21 protein-coding genes are annotated in these 19196 nt (G+C 69.2%); 14 read left to right on the top strand and 7 right to left on the bottom strand.

The genetic code is table 11. The features are described 5' to 3' along the window. The first annotated feature begins 24 nt into the window (after positions 1-24). The 8 genes from ACSMFO_RS30590 to hisS all read left to right on the top strand — a co-directional run bounded on the left by ACSMFO_RS30590 (position 25) and on the right by hisS (position 7725). Positions 25-1662, top strand: a complete 1638-nt coding sequence (locus tag ACSMFO_RS30590; protein ID WP_436461409.1) for a phospho-sugar mutase — start codon at positions 25-27, stop codon at positions 1660-1662. A 1-nt stretch (position 1663) separates the two neighbouring features. Further along, positions 1664-2116, top strand: coding sequence for a flavodoxin family protein (locus tag ACSMFO_RS30585; protein WP_436461408.1), 453 nt, complete (start codon positions 1664-1666; stop codon positions 2114-2116). Positions 2117-2521: 405 nt separating this feature from the next. Next, positions 2522-2914, top strand: coding sequence for a helix-turn-helix domain-containing protein (locus ACSMFO_RS30580; protein WP_038519350.1), 393 nt, complete (start codon positions 2522-2524; stop codon positions 2912-2914). Then, a complete protein-coding gene (locus tag ACSMFO_RS30575; protein WP_016331300.1) occupies positions 2911-3432 on the top strand; it encodes a hypothetical protein in 522 nt (173 codons plus the stop codon). Before ACSMFO_RS30580 ends, ACSMFO_RS30575 begins: the two co-directional genes overlap by 4 nt. Continuing rightward, positions 3429-4562 (top strand): MAB_1171c family putative transporter, encoded by a 1134-nt coding sequence (locus tag ACSMFO_RS30570; protein WP_360092435.1) that lies wholly within the window; start codon positions 3429-3431, stop codon positions 4560-4562. The genes ACSMFO_RS30575 and ACSMFO_RS30570 overlap by 4 nt, the downstream gene beginning before the upstream one ends. Continuing rightward, the gene (locus ACSMFO_RS30565) at positions 4559-5752 is read left to right on the top strand and encodes an amidohydrolase family protein (protein ID WP_436461407.1); all 1194 of its coding nucleotides are present in this window, start codon (positions 4559-4561) and stop codon (positions 5750-5752) included. The genes ACSMFO_RS30570 and ACSMFO_RS30565 overlap by 4 nt, the downstream gene beginning before the upstream one ends. A 260-nt stretch (positions 5753-6012) precedes the next feature. Continuing rightward, on the top strand, positions 6013-6402 hold the full coding sequence (locus ACSMFO_RS30560) for a hypothetical protein (protein WP_038519358.1): 390 nt from the start codon (positions 6013-6015) through the stop codon (positions 6400-6402). A gap of 36 nt (positions 6403-6438) precedes the next feature. Continuing rightward, positions 6439-7725, top strand: a complete 1287-nt coding sequence (gene hisS / locus ACSMFO_RS30555) for a histidine--tRNA ligase (protein ID WP_436461406.1) — start codon at positions 6439-6441, stop codon at positions 7723-7725. A gap of 48 nt (positions 7726-7773) precedes the next feature. On the opposite strand, the gene ACSMFO_RS30550 is transcribed toward hisS, so the two are convergent. From ACSMFO_RS30550 to ACSMFO_RS30540, 3 genes are read right to left on the bottom strand one after another with little or no spacing between them, the layout of a single operon-like run. Then, positions 7774-8775 carry an aldo/keto reductase gene (locus ACSMFO_RS30550; RefSeq protein ID WP_436461405.1) on the bottom strand — a complete coding sequence of 334 codons (1002 nt, stop codon included), beginning with the start codon at positions 8773-8775 and terminating at the stop codon, positions 7774-7776. A 25-nt stretch (positions 8776-8800) separates the two neighbouring features. Next, positions 8801-9784 carry an aldo/keto reductase gene (locus ACSMFO_RS30545; RefSeq protein WP_436461404.1) on the bottom strand — a complete coding sequence of 328 codons (984 nt, stop codon included), beginning with the start codon at positions 9782-9784 and terminating at the stop codon, positions 8801-8803. Then, positions 9781-10182, bottom strand: coding sequence for a MerR family transcriptional regulator (locus ACSMFO_RS30540; RefSeq protein WP_436461403.1), 402 nt, complete (start codon positions 10180-10182; stop codon positions 9781-9783). Before ACSMFO_RS30540 ends, ACSMFO_RS30545 begins: the two co-directional genes overlap by 4 nt. A gap of 84 nt (positions 10183-10266) precedes the next feature. Between ACSMFO_RS30540 and ACSMFO_RS30535 the strand changes: the two genes are divergently transcribed. Continuing rightward, positions 10267-10863 (top strand): TetR/AcrR family transcriptional regulator, encoded by a 597-nt coding sequence (locus ACSMFO_RS30535; RefSeq protein WP_038519371.1) that lies wholly within the window; start codon positions 10267-10269, stop codon positions 10861-10863. A 14-nt stretch (positions 10864-10877) separates the two neighbouring features. Here the strand turns inward: ACSMFO_RS30535 and ACSMFO_RS30530 are convergent, their stop codons facing one another. The 4 genes from ACSMFO_RS30530 to ACSMFO_RS30515 all read right to left on the bottom strand — a co-directional run bounded on the left by ACSMFO_RS30530 (position 10878) and on the right by ACSMFO_RS30515 (position 13890). Further along, positions 10878-12134: a hypothetical protein gene (locus ACSMFO_RS30530; RefSeq protein WP_436461402.1), complete on the bottom strand. Its 1257-nt coding sequence runs from the start codon at positions 12132-12134 to the stop codon at positions 10878-10880. Next, on the bottom strand, positions 12131-12724 hold the full coding sequence (locus ACSMFO_RS30525) for an RNA polymerase sigma factor (RefSeq protein WP_436461447.1): 594 nt from the start codon (positions 12722-12724) through the stop codon (positions 12131-12133). Before ACSMFO_RS30525 ends, ACSMFO_RS30530 begins: the two co-directional genes overlap by 4 nt. Positions 12725-12804: 80 nt before the next feature. Beyond that, positions 12805-13428: a uracil phosphoribosyltransferase gene (gene upp, locus ACSMFO_RS30520; RefSeq protein ID WP_350573163.1), complete on the bottom strand. Its 624-nt coding sequence runs from the start codon at positions 13426-13428 to the stop codon at positions 12805-12807. 18 nt (positions 13429-13446) lie between these two features. Next, positions 13447-13890, bottom strand: a complete 444-nt coding sequence (locus ACSMFO_RS30515) for a protein-tyrosine phosphatase family protein (RefSeq protein ID WP_073847435.1) — start codon at positions 13888-13890, stop codon at positions 13447-13449. Positions 13891-13995: 105 nt separating this feature from the next. Between ACSMFO_RS30515 and ACSMFO_RS30510 the strand changes: the two genes are divergently transcribed. From ACSMFO_RS30510 to ACSMFO_RS30490, 5 genes are read left to right on the top strand one after another with little or no spacing between them, the layout of a single operon-like run. Next, a complete protein-coding gene (locus ACSMFO_RS30510) occupies positions 13996-14607 on the top strand; it encodes a DUF1707 SHOCT-like domain-containing protein (RefSeq protein WP_436461446.1) in 612 nt (203 codons plus the stop codon). Positions 14608-14631: 24 nt separating this feature from the next. After that, positions 14632-15792, top strand: a complete 1161-nt coding sequence (locus ACSMFO_RS30505; RefSeq protein ID WP_436461401.1) for a serine hydrolase domain-containing protein — start codon at positions 14632-14634, stop codon at positions 15790-15792. Positions 15793-15811: 19 nt separating this feature from the next. Continuing rightward, positions 15812-16786: a deoxyribose-phosphate aldolase gene (gene deoC / locus ACSMFO_RS30500; RefSeq protein WP_436461400.1), complete on the top strand. Its 975-nt coding sequence runs from the start codon at positions 15812-15814 to the stop codon at positions 16784-16786. A 3-nt stretch (positions 16787-16789) separates the two neighbouring features. Next, positions 16790-18223: an aldehyde dehydrogenase family protein gene (locus ACSMFO_RS30495; protein ID WP_436461399.1), complete on the top strand. Its 1434-nt coding sequence runs from the start codon at positions 16790-16792 to the stop codon at positions 18221-18223. Next, positions 18216-19082: an aldehyde dehydrogenase family protein gene (locus ACSMFO_RS30490; RefSeq protein WP_038519387.1), complete on the top strand. Its 867-nt coding sequence runs from the start codon at positions 18216-18218 to the stop codon at positions 19080-19082. Before ACSMFO_RS30495 ends, ACSMFO_RS30490 begins: the two co-directional genes overlap by 8 nt. The last annotated feature ends 114 nt before the right edge of the window (positions 19083-19196 follow it).

Genomic DNA, 19196 nt, shown 5'->3' with positions numbered 1-19196 from the left:
CCAACGTACCCGTAGGCTGACTCGGTGACGACTTCCTTGACCTCGGATCTCCGGGATCGGGCGTTCCGCTGGATCGCCGACGACCCGGACGACGATTCCCGCGTCGAGCTGCAGAACATCCTCGCCCGCGCGATGGGCGGCGAAGCCGGTGCTGCGGACGAACTCGCGGACCGCATGGCCGGACCGCTCGAATTCGGCACCGCCGGGCTGCGCGGCCCGGTGCGCGCGGGCCCCCATGGGATGAACGTCGCGGTCGTCACCCGGACGACGGCGGGTGTCGCGGCCTGGCTGACCGCACAAGGACGTTCGGGCGGTGTCGTGGTGGTCGGCCGCGACGCGCGGCACGGTTCGGAGGCCTTCGCCAAGGCCGCCGCCGAGGTGCTGACGGCCGCCGGGTTCGCGGTGAAGACGCTGCCCGGCCCGCTGCCCACGCCGGTGCTCGCGTTCGCCGTACTGGAACTCGGCGCGGTGGCGGGTATCCAGATCACCGCGTCGCACAATCCCCCGGCCGACAACGGTTACAAGCTTTACGACGCGACGGGCGGCCAGATCGTCCCGCCTTCGGACGGCGAGATCGAGCGCGCCATCGAAGCCGCTCCCCCGGCGATCAGCGTGCCGCGCGAGCCCGGCGCCGAAGTGCTGGGCGACGAACTCCGCGACGCGTACCTCGCCAAGGTCGCGCTGCTTCCGCGCGGCCCGGAACGCGCGGTCAAGGTCGCCGCGACGGCGTTGCACGGTGTCGGCGCGGAAACCCTGCGCGCCGCGTTCGAACGCGCCGGTTTCACCGAGCTGAGCCTGGTCGCCGAGCAATCCACGCCGGATCCCGACTTCCCGACGGTCGCCTTCCCGAATCCGGAGGAACCGGGCGCGACGGATCTCTTGCTGGCACTGGCGTCCGAGGGCGGCGCCGACCTGGCGATCGCGCTCGACCCGGACGCCGACCGCTGCGCGCTGGGCGTGCGCGAGCGGGACGGTTCGTGGCGGATGCTGCGCGGGGACGAAACGGGCGTCCTGCTCGGCTGGCACGTTCTGTCCACTGTAGACAGTGCTGATCCGCTGGTGGCCACGACGATCGTCTCGTCGTCGATGCTCGGCGAAGTCGCGAAGGAATTCGGGGCGCGCTACGCGGAGACCTTGACCGGGTTCAAATGGCTGGTCCGTGCCGGCGAAGGGCTCGTGTTCGCTTACGAAGAGGCGCTCGGCCTCTGCGTGAACCCCGGTTTCGTGCGCGACAAGGACGGCATCTCCGCCGCCGTGCTCGCCGCGGGCCTGGCCGCCTCCCTGCGCGCGGCGGGCCGCGGACCGCTGGACGTCCTCGACGAACTGGCCGTGAAGCACGGCGTACACGTGACGGATCAGGTCTCGCTGCGCGTCACCGACCTGTCGGTGCGGGAGCGCCTCATGGCTGGCCTGCGCGCCACTCCCCCGGCGTCGTTGGGCGGCACCGACGTCACGATGGAGGACCTCCTGCCCGACGCCGACGTCCTCCGCCTGACCGGCGAGGGGCTGCGTGTCGTGATCAGGCCGTCCGGGACCGAGCCGAAACTGAAGGCGTACCTGCAGATCAAGGAGCCGGTCACCGGCGATCTCGCCGAGGCGCGAGCCGCCGCGGACGCGCGACTGGCGACACTCCGGGCCGACATCGAGTCCCGGCTGGCCTGACATGCCGAAGCTGCTGATCGTCCACCACACGCCGTCGCCCTCGACGCAGGCGATGTTCGAAGCCGTGCTCTCCGGCGCGAACCATCCGGACATCGAGGGCGTCGACGTCGTGCGCCGCGCGGCGCTGGGCGCGACCGTGCCCGACGTCCTGGAGGCCGACGGCTACCTGCTCGGCACCCCGGCGAATCTGGGCTACATGTCCGGCGCACTGAAGCACTTCTTCGACACCGTCTATTACCCGTGCCTGGATTCCACGCGGGGGCGTCCGTTCGGGTTCTTCGTGCACGGCGACAACGACACGTCCGGCACCGTGCGCGGGATCGAGGCCATCACGACCGGCCTCGGCTGGGAAAGCGCGGCCTCGCCGGTGCTCGTCACCGGCGAACCGGGCAAAGCGGATCTCGAGGCCTGTTTCGACTTGGGCGGCACCCTGGCCGCCACGCTCATGCCCTGACCCCTGCCCGCGTTTCGTCCTCTGAATGCGGTCGTTCGCGATGCGGACTATCGCATTCAGAGGACGAAACGCGAGGGGTGAAAGTAAAGGGGCCTGTCACCGGAAGCCCTGGGGGTCGACCTCCGGCAACAGGCCTAGGCCAAGGGTTCGCCGTGATGGCGATCAACCTTGGCTGCCTCAGCGTACTACATCCGGCACGATCTTGTGCACCCACCGGAAAAAACGGCTCTCACTCCGGCGTCCGTACACCCCCAGGGCACGGATTCCGGAGTGAGAGACCGGACACGGCACGAAACCGCTTGACAACTGTAAACCACTGCATACATGCGCTGTCAACAGCTGCGGACAGGCCGTATCGCGTTACACTCCAACTACGGAACGGGACTACGGAACGGTTGGGGGGTCATGTCGCCGTATCAGACCTTCGCCCAGAAACTGACCGCGCTGATCGATTCGGTGCGCGCGGACGAAGGCGCCCCGCACAGCTATCGCGAGCTGTCCGCGGCGATCGACCGTGCCGGCGGGCCCACCATGTCGCCCGCGTACCTCCAGCAGCTCGCCACGGGCAAACGGGTCAACCCGAAGATCCACTACGTCGAAGCGCTGGCGAAACTGTTCGGGGTGCCGATCACGTACTTCTTCGACGAGCAGGAGCCCCAACCGGTCGGAGAGGCGACGCTCATGGCCATGCGCGCACAGGAACTGTCCCCGCAGGGCCGTCGTCAGGTGATGGACCTGCTGGAGCTCGTCGAACGCTACGAACGGGCCGAGCGCGAGCAGCCGGAAGAGAACCGATGAAGGAACGGGAACTCCGCAAACGCTGCCGCAAGATGCTGAACAAGCTCGACATCGAGCCGCCGCTCGACGTCGGCGTGCTCTGCGAACGGCTCGGCGAACAGCGCGGCAGGCCGATCCGCCTGATGCCGTATCCGCTGGAGGTCCCCGGCCCGTTCGGCTGCTGGATCGCCACCGGTTCGGCGGACTACATCTTCTTCCAGCAGGAGACCACGAAGTCCCACCAGGACCACATCATCCTGCACGAACTCGGGCATATGCTCGCCGATCACCATCCCGGCGGCGACGCCGAACCCGCCGACTTCCTGCGCGGCCCCGCCCCCGGCCTCGACGGCGACGCGGTACACCGCGCTTTACGCCGCACCTCCTACGATGAGGCGCACGAATGGGAAGCCGAGACCGTGGCGACCATCATCCTCGAATGGGCGTCGGTCTTGAACTACACGATTCCCCGTCGCGCCGACGACGATGACGTCCGCCGCGTCCAAGGCGCGCTGGGCGACCATCAAGGGTGGCTGTGACCTCACTGTTCTCCCCCATCAACGTCGTGGCGATGGTGCTGTTCGCGACCGCGCTCGCCTGGCGGATCTACCAGACCTACCGAGCACCCCGCCTGCTGCCGAACTGGGCGATCACGATCACGATCGTCTGTGTCGCAGGCTCCTTCCTCGCCCAGCAGAAGGTCATCGTCGGCTGGCTCGACGACCTGACCGGCAAGGGCACCGGCCGCCTGGTCAACAACGTCCTGCTCGCGATCGGCGTCTGCGCGCTGTTGATCGTGTTCCTCGGCTCCGCGCTGGGCCCGCGCAGGCCGGGGCGCGTCCTGTTCGAGCTGATCCCGTTGTCCGGCGCGATCGCGCTGATGCTGGTCGCCATGGCCGTCACCCCGCCGGAGGTGCGGGGGCTGGCGCTGAGCCCGAAACTCGTGCACGTGCCCGGGGTGGCGCTGTTCTACCTCGGCGCCGGGATCTACCTGATCTACGGCCTCGCCGCCTGCGCCTGGTGGATCTTCCGGTACATCCGCACCGCCGACCGCCATCTGAAGATCGGGCTGAAACTCAGCGCCGCCGGACTGATCTGCCTTTCGGTCGGCAGCGTCTTCCGCGCGCTCTACATCGTTATCGCCTGGGCGTTCGGGCCGTCGATCCCGCTCCTGCTCACGGTCGCCGTCCCGCTGGTGCTCCTCGGGATCGTGCTGTTCCTCGCCGGGATCACCTATCCCGGCGCCCGCGCGCGGTTCGCCGCGCTGCGCCGCCGCCGCCAGCACCGGCGGCACCACGACGAGCTCACCCCGCTGTGGACCGCGCTGGCCGGGATCTACCCGAACATCGTGCTCCGGACCACGCCACAGGGAGCGTGGGAGCGGTGGCGTCCGCGTACGGTCCACCGCCGGTACTACCGCCGGGTGATCGAGATCCGGGACGGGCTCGTGCAGCTGAGCCCCTATCTGGAAACCGATCTGACCGCACTCGCCGCGGACGATCCGCACGCGGCGGCGGAAGCGCTCAAGCGCGCGATCGCCCGGCAGACCGCGGGCGAGGAGACCGACGGGCGCGCGAAACTCGTGCTCCCCGGTGGCGCCTCCGACATCGAATCCGACGTGCGGCCGTTGCTCGCGCTCTCCGCCGCCGTCTCCAGGAGCGACGCATGACGACACAGCTTTTGCTGACCGCGAGCCGGATCCTGTCGCGTCCGAGCACGCCGGTCGAAGACGGCGCCGTGCTCGTCGAGGGCGACCGCATCCTCGCGGCGGGCCCGCGCGCCGAGGTCACGGCACAGGCGTCGCCGGAGGCCGAGAAACTCGACTTCCCCGGCGCGACCCTGTTGCCCGGTCTGTTCAACGCCCACGTGCACCTGGCGTTCGACGCCACCCGCGAGATGCTGCCGAACTTCCTGGCGAGCGACGACGAAGCCCTGTGCTCGGGCGCCAAGGATCGACTGGGGCAAATGCTGCGCAGCGGCGTCACGACGGTGCGGGATCTCGGCGATCGCGGCGCCTTGGGCGCGCGGGTCCGCGCGGAACTCGAAGGCACCGCCGCGCCGCGTCTGCTGACCGCCGGATCACCCCTGACCGTCCTCAATGGACACTGCCACTTCTTCGGCGGCGAGGTCGGCGACGACGACGCGATCCGGGCCCTGATCGACGCGAACGCGGCCGCCGGCGCGGACGTGATCAAGGTGATGGCCAGCGGCGGCCAGATCACCGAGGGCGGCGCGGACATGTGGGAGTCCCAGTTCGACGTCCGGGCGCTGCGCCTGATCGTCGAGCACGCGGAGCGCCACGGGCTCCCGGTCGCGGCGCACGCCCACGGCGCCGACGCGATCGAGGCGTCGGTCGAGGCAGGTGTGGCGACGATCGAGCACTGCACCTGGATGACCGGACCGCAGCGGCAGGACCGGCGCGAGGGCGTCGCCAAGCGGATGGCCGCCGAGGGCATCGCGGCCTGTTCGACCAGCAGCCGCAACTGGCGGATGCTCGCCGAGCGCATGGGCGAGGAGCTCGCGAAGACCGTCTACGGCAGGCTGTCCTGGCTGGAGGAGCTGGGTGTTCCGCTCCTCGCGGGCACGGACGCCGGTTTGCCCGGTTCGGTCTTCGACGACCCCGTCGGCGCCCTCGAACTCTACGAATGGCTCGGTTTCGGCAGGCGCCGGATCCTCGAGATCGCGACCGAGGACTCCGCCGCCGGGCTCGGCCTCGGCGACGTCACCGGACGGCTCGCCCCGGGGCTGAGTGCCGATGTCCTGGCGGTCGAGGGCGATCCGCTCGCCGATCTTTCCGCCCTGCGAAACCTGCGTTTGGTGCTTTCACGCGGGTTGATCGTGAGTGGCGTTTCGGGTTAGAGCGACCGGCGAACGCGACGTGCCAGCGGTCGTCGAAGGGGCGCCAGTCTGGGGTTTCGATGCCGCGACACGGTCGAGCGGGGAGGATTTGGGACGTTGAGTGTCCCTGATCCTCCCCACTCGAATTACCTGGCCGTGTCAGGGTCGGCTGCTCGGCGTGCCGAGCGTTGACGGGGGCCGATCAAGCTCGTACCACCCGTTCCCGGAAGTGGGACGCCGAGTTTGGTGACAGCGTTTTAAAACAGTGTTATCGTTGCCTCATGGAAGGACCGATCAAACTCTTCACCGTCATCGCCCTCGTTTCGCTGCCGACGGTGATGTACGGCGGCTACGCGCTGATGGGTGTCCTGCGCGACAAGAAGCTGACCGAACACCAGCGCGGGATGTTCCGCGCAGGCCACGCGCACGCCGGCGTGCTGCTGGTCCTCGCGCTGGTCGCGCTGCAGATCCTCGGCCGGACCGGGCTCCCGGACACCGCGCGGTGGATCGTCTGCTTCCTGCTGCTGTTCGGCGTGCTCGCCCAGTCCGGCGGCTTCTTCCTGCACCTCGCCCCGGGCAAGGGCAAGCTCGGCGGGCGGGTCACCAGCGCCGGGGCGGTCCTGCTCGGGGCGGCGATCCTGACCACCGCGTACGGCGTGGCCTTCCCCTGACAAAACCACTGGCAACGGCTCGTTAAGCTTGTTGACGTGCCTGAATACCTGCCGACAGCCCCCGCCAAGGGGACCCGCGACTTCCTGCCCGCCGAGATGTCCGTCCGGACGCAGGTGTTCGGCCATCTCTACGACGTGCTCGAACTGCGGGGTTTCCTCCGCTACGACGGGCCGATCCTCGAACCCGCCGAGATCTACGAGCGGAAGTCCGGGCAGGAGATCGCCGACCAGCAGCTGTACACGCTGACCACCAAGGGCGGCGAGCGGCTGGCGCTGCGCCCGGAGATGACGCCGTCGGTCGCCAGGATGATCGCGGGCAACGCCAAATCGCTGCAGTTCCCGGTGCGCTGGTACAGCCACCCGAACTGCCACCGCTACGAGCGGCCGCAGCGCGGGCGGGTCCGTGAGCACTGGCAGATCAACGCGGACATCTTCGGTTCGGACAGCGCGAACTGCGAGGTCGAGATCTTCGAGCTGGTCCACGACATGATGAGCGCGCTCGGGGCGACCCCGGACATGTTCCAGGTGCGGGCCAACGACCGGAACCTGCTCTCGTCGGCGCTCACCGACATCGTCGGCGTGACCGCGGAGCAGTTGCCGCAGGTGTTCACCCTGGTGGACCGCTGGGAGAAGTCGGACCGCACGAAGCTGAGCGACACCGCGACCGAGATCGGGCTGACCGACAAGCAGTTCGAGAAGCTGACCGAGATCCTGTCCTCGGGCTCGGCCCTGCTCGACGAGCTGCCCGAGCAGGTCAAGGAGAACTCGAACCTGGTCAAGGTGCTGAACAGCGGCGCCGCGGACCTGATCACGTTCGATCCGATGATCGTGCGCGGGCTCGCGTACTACACGTCGACCGTGTTCGAGGTCTTCGACACCTCTCCGGAGAACCGTCGCGCCCTCTTCGGCGGCGGCCGGTACAGCGACCTGGCGTCGCTGTTCACGTCGCAGCAGATCCCCGGGATCGGCTTCGGCATGGGCGACGTCACGCTGATCGACTTCCTCGACACGCACGGCCTCACCCCGAAGCCGCGCAGCGAGGTCGACGTCGTGGTGATCCCGGTGGTCGAAGAGCTCACCGACGCCGCGCGCGAGGTCGCGGGACGGCTCCGCAAGGCCGGTCTGCGCACGTCCACACCCGTCGAACTCCGCAAGCTGGGCAAGGAGCTCACCCGGGCGGACAAGGCCGGGGCGCGGGCCGTGGTGATCGTGGGCCAGGAGGACTGGGACGCCGGGAACGTGACGGTGCGCGGTCTCGCGACCCGCGAACAGCAGACCGTGGCGCTCGACGGCGTGGTCGACGCGGTCAACTCCTCGCTCTGACAACGAGAAAAGCCGGCGCCCTCTTCGGGGGCGCCGGCTTTTTCGTGTTCAGCGGGACAGCAGGCGCATGGCCGCTTCCGGGTAGCGCTCCCCCGCGACCGCGTCGGCGGGGACCGCCTCTTCGATCGCGGCGATGTCCTCGGCGGTCAGGTCCAGACCGACGGACGCGACGTTCTCTTCGAGGTACTTGCGGCGCTTCGTACCCGGGATCGGCACGACGTCGTCGCCCTGCGCCTGCACCCAGGCGAGCGCCAGCTGACCGGCGGTGACGCCCTTCTGCTCGGCCAGCGCGCGCAGAGCCTCGACGATCGCCAGGTTCCGCTCCAGGTTGCCCTCGGCGAACCGCGGCTGGGTCGTCTGACGGAAGTCACCGTCCGCGAAGTCCTCTTTGGACTTGAAGCGACCGGTGAGGAAACCACGGCCCAGCGGGGAATACGGCACCAGCCCGATGCCGAGTTCGCGGCAGACCGGGACGACCTCGTTCTCGATGTCGCGCGACCACAGTGACCATTCCGTCTGCACGGCCGTCACCGGATGCACGGCGTGCGCCCGGCGGATCGTCTCCGGACCGGCCTCGGACAACCCGATGTGCCGGATCTTCCCCTGCTCGACCAGCGAAGACAGCGCACCCGCGGTCTCCTCGATCGGCACCTCCGGATCGACGCGGTGCTGGTAGTAGAGGTCGATGTGGTCGACGTCCAGCCGGCGCAGCGACGCCTCGACCTGTTGCCGTACATAGAATTCGTCGCCTCGGATGCCGCGCTTCGAGGGATCCGCCTCGTCGCGCACGATGCCGAACTTGGTCGCCAGCACGACCTGGTCGCGCTTGCCCGCGAGGGCGCGGCCGACCAGTTCCTCGTTGCGGCCGAAGCCGTACATGTCGGCGGTGTCGATCAGGGTGACGCCCAGCTCGATCGCGCGGTGGATCGTCGCGATGGATTCGGTGTCGTCACCTTGGCCGTAGAACTCGCTCATGCCCATGCAGCCGAGCCCTTGCGCGCCGACTTCCAGCGTGCCGAGCCCGCGGGTGGGCAGGGTGGAACCCGTCATGATTTCTTCTCGCACTTCTCTCGGGTTATTTGCCGGCCGCGCGGGCGAGCCGCTCCGGGTAACGCTCACCGGCGATCGCCTCGAGGGGCGCGGCCTTTTCGATGGCTTCGATGTCCACTTCGGACAGTTCCAGATCCGCGGCGGCGGTGTTCTCTTCGAGGTACTTGCGGCGCTTCGTACCCGGGATCGGCACGACGTCGTCGCCCTGCGCCTGCACCCAGGCGAGCGCGAGCTGTCCGGCGGTGACGCCCTTCTGCTCGGCCAGCGCGCGCAGAGCCTCGACGATGGCCATGTTGCGCTCGAAGTTGCCCTCGGCGAACCGGGGCAGCCCGCGGCGCATGTCGTCCTCCGGAAGGTCCTTCACCGACGTCACGCTGCCGGTGAGGAAACCGCGGCCGAGCGGCGAGAACGGCACGATGCCGACGCCCAGCTCACGCGCGGTCGAAAGGATCTCGCCCTCGATGCCGCGCGTCCACAGCGACCACTCGCTCTGCAGCGCGGTCACCGGGTGGACGGCGTGCGCGCGACGGATGGTCTCGGCGCTGGCCTCGGAGATCCCGGCGAAGCGGATCTTGCCTTCCTGGACCAGCTCCGCGAGCGCTCCCCAGGTTTCCTCGACCGGCGTGTCCGGGTCGACGCGGTGCTGGTAGTAGAGGTCGATGTGGTCGACGTTCAACCGGCGAAGGGACTCTTCGCAGCTCTGCTTGACGTACGCCGCGTCGCCGCGGGCGGACATCCCGCCGTCCTTGTCCCAGACGATGCCGAACTTGGTCGCCAGCACGACCTGGTCCCGTTTGCCCGCGATCGCGCGGCCGACCAGCTCCTCGTTCGCTCCCGCGCCGTAGACGTTCGCGGTGTCGAGCAGGGTCACGCCCAGTTCGAGGGCGCGGTGGACGGTGGCGATCGACTCCGTGTCGTCGTCGCGGACACCGTAGGCCTGGCTCATCCCCATGCAGCCGAGCCCCTGCGCCCCGACTTCCAGACCGCCGAGCCTCCTGGTGCTGATCACGCTGAAATTCCCTCCACGGTGGCTCCGGTGCCGAGCACCTTGCGCTCCACCTGGTCGTAGTGGTCGATCTTGTAGTCGAGGATGTCGAGGCAGGCCTGCAGCTCGGCGATCCTCTCGGCGACCGAGGTGCGCTGGTCGACGAGGATCGACTTGCGCCGCCCCGCGCTCGCCGCCCCGTGGTGACGCAGGGAGGCGTACTCCCGCATCCGCTTGATGGGCATGCCGGTCAGGCGCAGTTTGGTCAGGAACCCCAGCCATCCGAGGTCGGCGTCGGTGTAGGCGCGCCGGCCTGCGGCGTCCCGCGCCGGGGGCTCGACGAGTTTGATGCGCTCGTAGTACCGGAGAGTGTCGATGGACAGTCCGCTACGTCGCGCGGCTTCCGCTATCGAGTAGCTCATGTGAACGACACTACGACCTGGAGTGCGCTCCAGGTCAACTCCGAATCCGAGCGATTGATAACAGCGTTGCGTTACGCTGGGATCATGCCCCGCCCCAGGACGCACGACGAGAACCTCCGGCTGAAACTGCTGGACCGCGCCGGTGAGCTCATCTCGGCCGACGGCCCGAAGGCGCTCAGCCTCCGCAAACTGGCCGCCGACGTCGGCACGTCCACCACCGCGGTCTACTCGCTCTTCGGCGGGAAGACGGATCTCGTCAGCGCGCTCTTCACCGAGGGCTTCCGCCGGTTCGGACGGCGGATGTCGGGGGTCACGCTGAGCGGTGACCCGGTCGAGGACCTGGTGCGGCTGGGCGTCGCGTACCGGGAAAGCGCGCTGGCCGACCCGCATCTCTACGCGATCATGTTCACGAAGTCGGTGCCGGGTTTCGAGCCGGCGGACGAAACGGCGGGCCAGGCGCGCGCCACGATGGCGCCACTCGAGGAGACGATCCGCAAGGCCGTCGCCGACGGCGCCTTCCTCGACGTGCCGCCCGAGGTCATCGCCGTGAGCTGCTGGGGCATCGTGCACGGGCTCGTGTCGCTGGAGCTGAACGGGAACCTGCCCGACGAGTTCACCGTGAGCGCGGCTTACGAGGCCGCGCTGCGGGCGAACGCCTCGGGCTGGCTGCGTCGCGTTTAGCCCGCTAAACGCGATCAGTAGAGCGCCAGCGTGCCCTGGTGCAGGATCGCCCCCGCCGCGTCCAGGACGGTGATCCCCACCCGCGCGTTCTCGTAGTCCTGACTGACGCCGTCCGGTATCCAGGCCCCGAAGGTCCCGGCCCCGACCACCGCGTCGACGGTCTTGCCGGTCCCGAAGTCGAGCTTCACGGCGGCCGCGCCCTCGGGCACGACCCCCAGGTACGCGTTCTGGATCTTCCCGGCCACCCTGCCGACCGTTTCGGTCCGCAACGCGTACACCGGTCCCGCGGGCTTCGGCTGGTCGTACATGATCTGGTAGTACTCGGTCTTCCCGTCCCCGTACCCGAGCCCTCCCTGGCATACGGTGACCATCCCGCCGAGACGGGCGACGACGACCCCGACGTCCTGGCCTTCGAGGAACGCGCCCATCTCGTAGGCGTCCCTGTCGGCCAGCACCTCGGACGCCCTCTCCACGCAGACGTTGAAGAACTCACCCGCCGGCGTGGCCCGGTCGGGCACCGGGAACACCGGCTTGTCGAGCTTCGTCGCGGCCGGCTCCGGCGCGGGACGCAGCGGGTACGGCGCGTGGTATCCGGGAGGGCGGGATTGCTCCCCGGGCGTCGGTCCGACGGCGTAGGTGGTCCGAGAAGGCTTCATCGGCGCGATGTGCACGAACAGGTTCCCCGGCCGGAAGACCGGAATGTCCCTTGTGGACAACGAAGCGTCGTTCTGCCCCGTCATTTCCACCTTCGGCCATGCGGGATCGGCGATACCCGCGACCGTCCCGGCCGGCGTCATCAGCAGGGCCGCGGTCCCCGTGCCCGGCAGGTAGAGCGGAGCGGCGTCCGGGTCGGACACGGTCGCCGTCATCAGCGTGGTCTCGCAGAAGAAGGGTTTGCCGCGTGCCATCACCGCGACGACGGTGACCGACGGTGAAGCGGCGGTGAACCGCGGAACCCATTCGTTCCGGCCGGGGAAGCCCGCCTTCGACTCGACGACGGCCCAGCACCGGTCCATCGCCGTCACGGCCTTCGGCCAGTCGAGGGAGAAGTCAGGGTTCGCGACGACGGGCCCCTGCCCGTCCGAGTCCCGGATGACCACGGTCGCGACCAGCGCACCCGCGAGCACCAGGACGACGGCGGCGGCCGCGGCGACGATCGGCCATCGCCGCCGCGCGGGTTTTCCCATTCCCTCCCGCAGCGTCATCCGCAGGTTGTCCAGCACTTCCGGAGGAAGTTCACGCCTGCCCGGCAGGCCGAGGTCGTCGGTCATTTCTCCTCCAGGGCGGCCCGCAGCTGGGCGCGGGCCCGCGAGATGTGGGCGCGAACGGTCACCTCGGCGACGCCGAGCAGTTCGGCGGCGTCCGGCACGGAGAGATCGCCGAGCAGGCAGAGTTCGACGGCTTGTCGTTGCGACTTCGGCAGTTTCGCGACCAAGGCGAGCACGTGCCGGAGACGGTCTTCGCCGTCGAGCTGATCGACGACGGTGTCGGCGTGGTCGGACACCGACCGCGGTTCCGGCAGCCGCCGGACGAGCCGCAGCCGCCGCCCGGCACCGCGGTGTTCGGTGCGCGCGAGGTTGCCCACGACGGTGTACAGCCAGGGCAGCGCGCTGTCGCGGATGAGCGTGATGTCCACCCTGCGCCGCCAGGCGGTGAGGAAGGCCGCCGACGTCAGGTCTTCGGCCGACGCCCACGACCCCGTCAGCCGGTAGGCGTGGTTCCACACCGACTGGACATGCCGTTCGAACAGCTCGGTGAACGCCCCGTGATCACCGCCCGCGGCCGTCCGCCACAGCTCCGTGTCGCTCCTGTCGGAAGGAGGTTCGCGTGAGTCCACCGGTACCCCCACCGTTCCGGTCACTGTTCTGGTCACACCTGTCAGTGACCGGCAACGGCGGAGATGTTGCGGATCGCGTTCAGCCCGCTAAACGCGATCCGGGGTCAGACGGCCCCGTACTGCCGGTCCCCCGCGTCCCCGAGCCCCGGCACGATGAACCCGGAGTCGTTCAGCCGCTCGTCGATGCTCGCGGTCACCACTCGCAGCGGCAGCCCGGTCTTCTTCAGATGCTCGATGCCCTCGGGTGCCGCCAGCGCGCAGATCGCCGTGACGTCGGTGGCGCCGCGGTCGGTGAGCAGCCGGATCGTGTACTCCATCGACCCACCGGTCGCCAGCATCGGGTCGAGCACCAGCACCGGCCGGTCGGCGAGCGATTCGGGCAGCGATTCGAGGTACGGCGTCGGCTTGAGGGTCTCCTCGTCGCGGGCGAGGCCGACGAAACCCATCTGGGCGTCGGGGATCAGCTTGTGCGCCTGATCCGCCATCCCGAGCCCGGCGCGCAGCACCGGCACGAGCAGCGGCGGGCTCGCCAGCGCGTAGCCGTCGGTGCGCGCCACCGGCGTGTGGATCCGCTCGATCCGCACCGGCATGTCGCGCGTGGCTTCGTAGACCAGCATGACGGTCAGTTCGTGCAGCGCCGCGCGGAAGGCGGCGCTGTCGGTGCGCGCGTCGCGCATGGTGGAGAGCCTGGCCTTGGCCAGCGGGTGATCAACGACGTGCACATCCATGCCGGTCAATTTAGCCGTTCACGCCTGCCGCGCGAACCAGCCGACCCAGCGGCGCTGCCAGGGCGTCTCCACCGAACGCTTGTCGTGGTTGGCTCGCGCCCAGGCCACGGCCTCGTCGGCGCTCAGCCCGGAAAGCGTGGCGAGGCAGGACAGCACCGTGCCGGTCCGCCCGACTCCGCCGTAACAGGCGACCTCGACCCCTTCACCCCTCGCCGCCCGCTCGTGCAGATCGACGATGCGCCGCCGCGCGTCCGCCCAGTCCGTCGGCAACAGGAAGTCGGGCCAGCGGATCCACGCCCGGTCCCAGTCCATTTTGTGATCGTGTTTCCGGCGCAGCTTCGCGCCGCCCAAATACAGTCCGAAATCCGGCGAAGGCCCGTCCGGCCAGGGACGCCCCAGGCCCCGTCCGCGCACCTTGATCCCGTCCGGCAGCTCGACGGCGCCGGGTAGTGAGTTCCCCATCTCGGGAGGATGCCACTGTCGACCATAAGATGGACGCTTGGCCCTCCCGTCGGCGCTAGGCTCCTCCGCGTGAGTGAAGAACCGGCCCTGCCGGGCCCCGAACAGATGCGCATCTCCGACGCCGATCGCGAGCAGGTCGCGCAGGTGCTGCACGCGGCGATGTCCGAAGGGCGCATCACCATCAACGAGCTGGAAGAGCGGCTCACCACCGTGTACGCGGCGAAGACCGTCGGCGATCTCAAGCCGGTCACCGCGGATCTGCCGCAGCAGTCACGGTCGGCGATCGAGCCGGCGACCTCGCGCGCGCTCGGCCTGCCCGACGACCGTATCGGCGGGCATCCCGGCTCCGGCGCGTCGATCGCCGTCATGTCCGGCGCGTCGCGCAAGGGCAGCTGGGTCGTCCCGCCGCAGCACAACAGTTTCGCGTTCTGGGGCGGCGCCGAACTCGATCTGCGGCACGCGCGGTTCGCCGAGAAGCACTCGACGATCACCGCGGTCGCGATCATGGGCGGGATCGACATCATCGTGCCCGACGACATCAACGTGGACGTCACCGGAATCGGCTTCATGGGCGCGTTCGAGCTGGAAGACCGTGCCGGGACGCCCGCGGCGCCGCCGACGGCGCCCACCGTGAAGATCACCGGCCTGGCATTCTGGGGTGGGGTCGTCGTCAAGCGGAAGCCACGCAAGAGGGACGCACCTGAAATCGAAGGCTGAAACACAACCTGGGGGATTCATCCGATGCGCCGAACCGTCGTCGCGATCGCTTGTGCCGCACTGCTTTCCGTTACCGCCCTCCCGGCAGCGGCCGCCGGGAGGACCGATCCGCGCCAGACCGCGATGGACGCGGCGGTCGCCGCGGGCATCCCCGGCATGGTCGCCGTCGCCGACGATTTCCGCGGTGTCAGCGGCGTCGCGGACATCGAGCGTCCCGGCAAGCCCGACGCGTCGGGCCGCTGGCGGATCGCGAGTGTGTCCAAGGTGTTCGTCGCGACGCTGGTCCTGCAGCTCGTGGCGGAGAAGCGTGTCGGGCTCGACGAGCCCGTCCAGCGCTATCTGCCCGGATTGCTGCCGTATCCGGAGCCGATCACCGTCCGCCAGCTGCTGCAGCACACCAGCGGCCTCCCGCGCGACCTGGCCCCCGAGGACACCTGGGCCTCCGGTCCGGAGGTCGACACCGAACGCTTCGAACACTTCGACAGCGACGATCAGATCCGCCTGAGCGTCACGAAGCAGCCGCTGCAGTTCAAACCCGGGACGAGCTGGGCGTACTCGAACACCGGCTACAACGTCCTCGGCCTGCTGGTCGAGAAGACCACGCGCAAGCCGCTGGAACGCGCGCTCGCCGAACGGATCACCGGGCCGCTGCACCTGCGCGACACCTCGCTCCCCCGCGACTTCCCGTTCCTGATCCGCCCGGCCGCCCGCGGCTACGAGCAGCTGTACGACGCGCCGCGCGGCCTCACCGACGTCACCACCTACAACTACTCGCGCTACTTCGGCGCGGGCGGCATGGTGTCTTCGGGCAAGGACCTCAACCGTTTCTTCGAGGCGCTGTTCGGCGGCCGTCTGCTCCCCGCGGACCTGCTGAAGCAGATGAAGACGACGGTCCCGGCGGGCGGCATGGAGTACGGCCTCGGCCTGATGAAGCTGAACCTCAAGACCGCGGGCGCCTGCGCGGACGACCACGTCGTCTGGGGTCACGGCGGCGATCTGCCGGGCTTCAACACCCTGAGCTTCCACGACGACTCCGGCAAGGACATCTCCACGCTGGCCACCGTCGACCTCACCGTGTCGCCGGACGCCGCGCTCAAGCGCCAGCTGCCCATGGTCAGCGAGTTCTGCACCCCGGTGGTGCCCTCGACCAGGGCCGTCGCCCAGGCCCCGGTGCCCAGCTTGTAGGCCGCTTACACTCACCCGTATGACAGCTACGACCAGCTCGTCAGCGGCGACGGCCACCCCGTCGCCGCTGGCGGACGCGACTCGCGACGAGGCGAGCCTGCGCCGGTTCCTGCACGGGCTGCCTGGTGTCGACCAGGTCGGCGTCGAGCAGCGGGCGGCGGGACTCGGCACGCGCAGCATCAAGAAGGCCGCCAAGCTCTGGGCGATCGACACCGCCATCTCGATGGTCGACCTGACGACCCTCGAAGGCGCCGACACCCAGGGCAAGGTCCGCGCGCTCGCGGCCAAGGCCAAGCGGCCGGACCCGGAACGCCCGGACACCCCGCAGGTCGCGGCCGTCTGCGTGTACCCGGACATGGTCGAGACGGCTGTCGAGGCGCTTCGCGGCACCGGCATCCACGTCGCGAGTGTGGCCACCGGCTTCCCGGCGGGCCGCACGAGCCGCGAGATCAAGCTGGCCGACACCAAGATCGCCGTGGACGCCGGCGCCGCCGAGATCGACATGGTGATCGATCGAGGCGCGTTCCTGGAAGGCCGTTACCTGGAGGTCTTCGAGGAGATCCAGGCGATCAAGTCCGCCTGTGGCAGCGCTCACCTCAAGGTCATCCTCGAAACCGGTGAGCTCGCGACCTACGACAACGTCCGCCGCGCGTCCTGGCTCGCGCTGCTGGCGGGCGGCGACTTCATCAAGACCTCCACCGGCAAGGTCTCGCCCGCCGCGACGCTGCCGGTCACCCACGTGATGCTGCAGGCCGTCCGCGACTGGTTCGTCCAGACCGGTGAACTGCGCGGCGTCAAACCGGCCGGTGGCATCCGGACGACCAAGGACGCGATCAAGTACCTGGTCGCGGTGCACGAGGTCGCCGGCGAGCAATGGCTGAACCCGGATCTCTTCCGGTTCGGGGCGTCCAGCCTGCTCAACGACCTCCTGCTGCAGCGCCGCACCCAGGCCGACGGCCACTACAGCGGTCCCGACTACGTGACGGTGGACTGATCCATGGGCATCTTCGAGTACGCGCCCGCGCCCGAATCGCGCGACCTCGCGAACCTCAAGTCGCATTACCGGCCGTTCGTGAACGGCGAATTCGTCGACGGCTCGGGTGAGCCGCTCAAGACGATCAACCCGGCCACCGAAGAGGTGCTCGCCGAGGTCGGCACCGCGTCGGTGTCCGATGTGGACATCGCGGTGAAGGCCGCTCGCAAGGCGTACGACAATGTCTGGTCGAAGATGCCGGGCTCCGAGCGCGCCAAGTACCTGTTCCGCATCGCGCGCCTGATCCAGGAGCGGTCGCGGGAACTGGCCGTGCTGGAGAGTCTCGACAACGGCAAGCCGATCAAGGAATCGCGTGATTCCGACGTGCCGACGGCCGCCGCGCACTTCTTCTACCACGCGGGCTGGGCCGACAAGCTCGATTACGCGGGCTACGGCCCGAACCCGAAGCCGCTCGGCGTCGCGGGCCAGGTCATCCCGTGGAACTTCCCGCTGCTGATGCTCGCGTGGAAGATCGCGCCCGCGCTGGCCACCGGCAACACCGTGGTGCTCAAGCCCGCGGAGACCACGCCGCTGACCGCGCTCGTGTTCGCGGAGATCTGTCAGCAGGCCGAACTCCCGCCCGGTGTGGTCAACATCCTGCCCGGCGCCGGGGACATCGGCGCCGCGCTGGTCGGCCACGGCGACGTGAACAAGGTCGCCTTCACCGGATCGACCGAGGTCGGCAAGGCCATCCAGCGCCAGATCGCGGGTACCGCGAAGAAGCTGACGCTGGAGCTGGGCGGCAAGGCCGCGAACGTCGTCTTCGATGACGCTCCGCTGGACCAGGCCGTCGAGGGGATCGTCAACGGGATCTTCTTCAACCAGGGCCACGTCTGCTGCGCGGGCTCGCGCCTGCTGGTGCAGGAGTCCATCGCCGAGGAGCTGCTCGAAAAGCTGCGCTACCGCGTCTCGACGCTGCGGCTGGGCGACCCGCTGGACAAGAACACCGACATCGGCGCGATCAACTCCGCCGAGCAGCTCGCGAAGATCAAGGGGCTCGTGGAGTCCGGCGACGCCGAGGGCGCACAGCGCTGGACCAGCCCGTGCCCGGTGCCGGAACGCGGTTTCTTCTTCGCTCCCACGGTGTTCTCCGACGTCCAGCAGTCGATGCGCATCGCCCGCGAGGAGATCTTCGGTCCGGTGCTCTCGGTGCTGACCTTCCGCACGCCGGACGAGGCCGTGACCAAGGCGAACAACACGCCGTACGGGCTCTCCGCCGGAATCTGGACCGAAAAGGGCTCGCGCATTCTCTGGATGGCGAACCAGCTCCGTGCCGGCGTCGTCTGGGCCAACACGTTCAACCGCTTCGATCCCGCCGCGCCGTTCGGCGGCTACCAGGAGTCGGGTTTCGGCCGCGAAGGCGGACGCACCGGACTGGAGGCCTACCTCGATGTCTGACCGTATTTCGGTGGCGAAGACCTACAAGCTCTACATCGGCGGCAAGTTCCCGCGTTCGGAGTCGGGCCGGGTGTACCCGGTCACCGACACCAAGGGCAAGTTCCTGGCGAACGCCTCGCACGCGTCGCGCAAGGACGTCCGTGACGCGGTTTCGGCCGCCCGCAAGGCTTTCGGCGGCTGGTCGGCGGCGACCGCCTACAACCGCGGCCAGGTGCTGTACCGGGTGGCGGAGATGCTGGAAGGCCGCCGCGAGCAGTTCGTCGCGGAGGTGTCCGCGTCCGAAGGCGTCGCGGCGAAGAAGGCTCAGTCCATTGTGGACGCCTCGATCGACCGCTGGGTCTGGTACGCGGGCTGGACGGACAAGATCGCGACCGTGCTCGGCGCGGCCAACCCGGTCGCGGGCCCGTACTTCTCCTTCACCGTGCCGGAACCGACCGGTGTCGTGGGCGTGCTCGCGCCGCAGCAGTCGTCGCTGCTGGGTCTGGTGAGCGTGCTGGCCCCGGTGCTGGCGACCGGCTCGACCGCGGTGGTCGTCTCCAGCGCGGACCGGCCGCTGCCCGCGATCACGCTTTCGGAGGTCCTGGCGACGTCCGACCTGCCCGGCGGCGTCGCGAACATCCTGACCGGCCGCGCGTCGGAGCTGGGCTCGTGGCTGGCGTCGCACGGCGACGTCAACGCCCTCGACCCGACCGGCGCGGAGCCGTCCGCGCGGGCGGATCTGGCGCGTGAGGCCGCTGGCACCGTGAAGCGGGTCCTGACCGTCCCGGACACCGAGCCGGACTGGACCGCCGACGCCGACATCGCGCGACTGCGGCGATACCTGGAGGCGAAGACCGTCTGGCACCCGCTGGGTGTCTGAGCCGGTCCGTTTTCCGCAGTTGGACACCTGACCGCGGGCAAATGTCAGGAAAGGGTCGTTCAGGACGTTTTATGTCCTGAACGACCCTTTCCTGACATCCGGGACCTCAGGGGC

The sequence above is a fragment of the Amycolatopsis sp. w19 genome (assembly GCF_051373225.1).
GTDB lineage: Bacteria > Actinomycetota > Actinomycetes > Mycobacteriales > Pseudonocardiaceae > Amycolatopsis > Amycolatopsis japonica.
The sequence above is the reverse complement of the archived record's forward strand: the minus strand, read 5'-3'. Positions and strand labels throughout refer to the sequence as shown.

Excerpts from the sequence above, each read along its gene's own strand:
- upp (WP_350573163.1), bottom strand. The coding sequence starts at position 13,428 with ATGGATGTGCACGTCGTTGATCACCCGCTGGCCAAGGCCAGGCTCTCC.
- ACSMFO_RS30505 (WP_436461401.1), top strand. The coding sequence starts at position 14,632 with ATGCGCCGAACCGTCGTCGCGATCGCTTGTGCCGCACTGCTTTCCGTT.
- ACSMFO_RS30510 (WP_436461446.1), top strand. The coding sequence starts at position 13,996 with ATGCGCATCTCCGACGCCGATCGCGAGCAGGTCGCGCAGGTGCTGCAC.
- ACSMFO_RS30535 (WP_038519371.1), top strand. The coding sequence starts at position 10,267 with ATGCCCCGCCCCAGGACGCACGACGAGAACCTCCGGCTGAAACTGCTG.
- ACSMFO_RS30575 (WP_016331300.1), top strand. The coding sequence starts at position 2,911 with ATGAAGGAACGGGAACTCCGCAAACGCTGCCGCAAGATGCTGAACAAG.
- ACSMFO_RS30585 (WP_436461408.1), top strand. The coding sequence starts at position 1,664 with ATGCCGAAGCTGCTGATCGTCCACCACACGCCGTCGCCCTCGACGCAG.
- ACSMFO_RS30565 (WP_436461407.1), top strand. The coding sequence starts at position 4,559 with ATGACGACACAGCTTTTGCTGACCGCGAGCCGGATCCTGTCGCGTCCG.
- deoC (WP_436461400.1), top strand. The coding sequence starts at position 15,812 with ATGACAGCTACGACCAGCTCGTCAGCGGCGACGGCCACCCCGTCGCCG.
- ACSMFO_RS30490 (WP_038519387.1), top strand. The coding sequence starts at position 18,216 with ATGTCTGACCGTATTTCGGTGGCGAAGACCTACAAGCTCTACATCGGC.
- ACSMFO_RS30540 (WP_436461403.1), bottom strand. The coding sequence starts at position 10,182 with ATGAGCTACTCGATAGCGGAAGCCGCGCGACGTAGCGGACTGTCCATC.
- ACSMFO_RS30530 (WP_436461402.1), bottom strand. The coding sequence starts at position 12,134 with ATGACCGACGACCTCGGCCTGCCGGGCAGGCGTGAACTTCCTCCGGAA.
- ACSMFO_RS30580 (WP_038519350.1), top strand. The coding sequence starts at position 2,522 with ATGTCGCCGTATCAGACCTTCGCCCAGAAACTGACCGCGCTGATCGAT.
- ACSMFO_RS30495 (WP_436461399.1), top strand. The coding sequence starts at position 16,790 with ATGGGCATCTTCGAGTACGCGCCCGCGCCCGAATCGCGCGACCTCGCG.
- ACSMFO_RS30515 (WP_073847435.1), bottom strand. The coding sequence starts at position 13,890 with ATGGGGAACTCACTACCCGGCGCCGTCGAGCTGCCGGACGGGATCAAG.
- ACSMFO_RS30550 (WP_436461405.1), bottom strand. The coding sequence starts at position 8,775 with ATGACGGGTTCCACCCTGCCCACCCGCGGGCTCGGCACGCTGGAAGTC.
- ACSMFO_RS30560 (WP_038519358.1), top strand. The coding sequence starts at position 6,013 with ATGGAAGGACCGATCAAACTCTTCACCGTCATCGCCCTCGTTTCGCTG.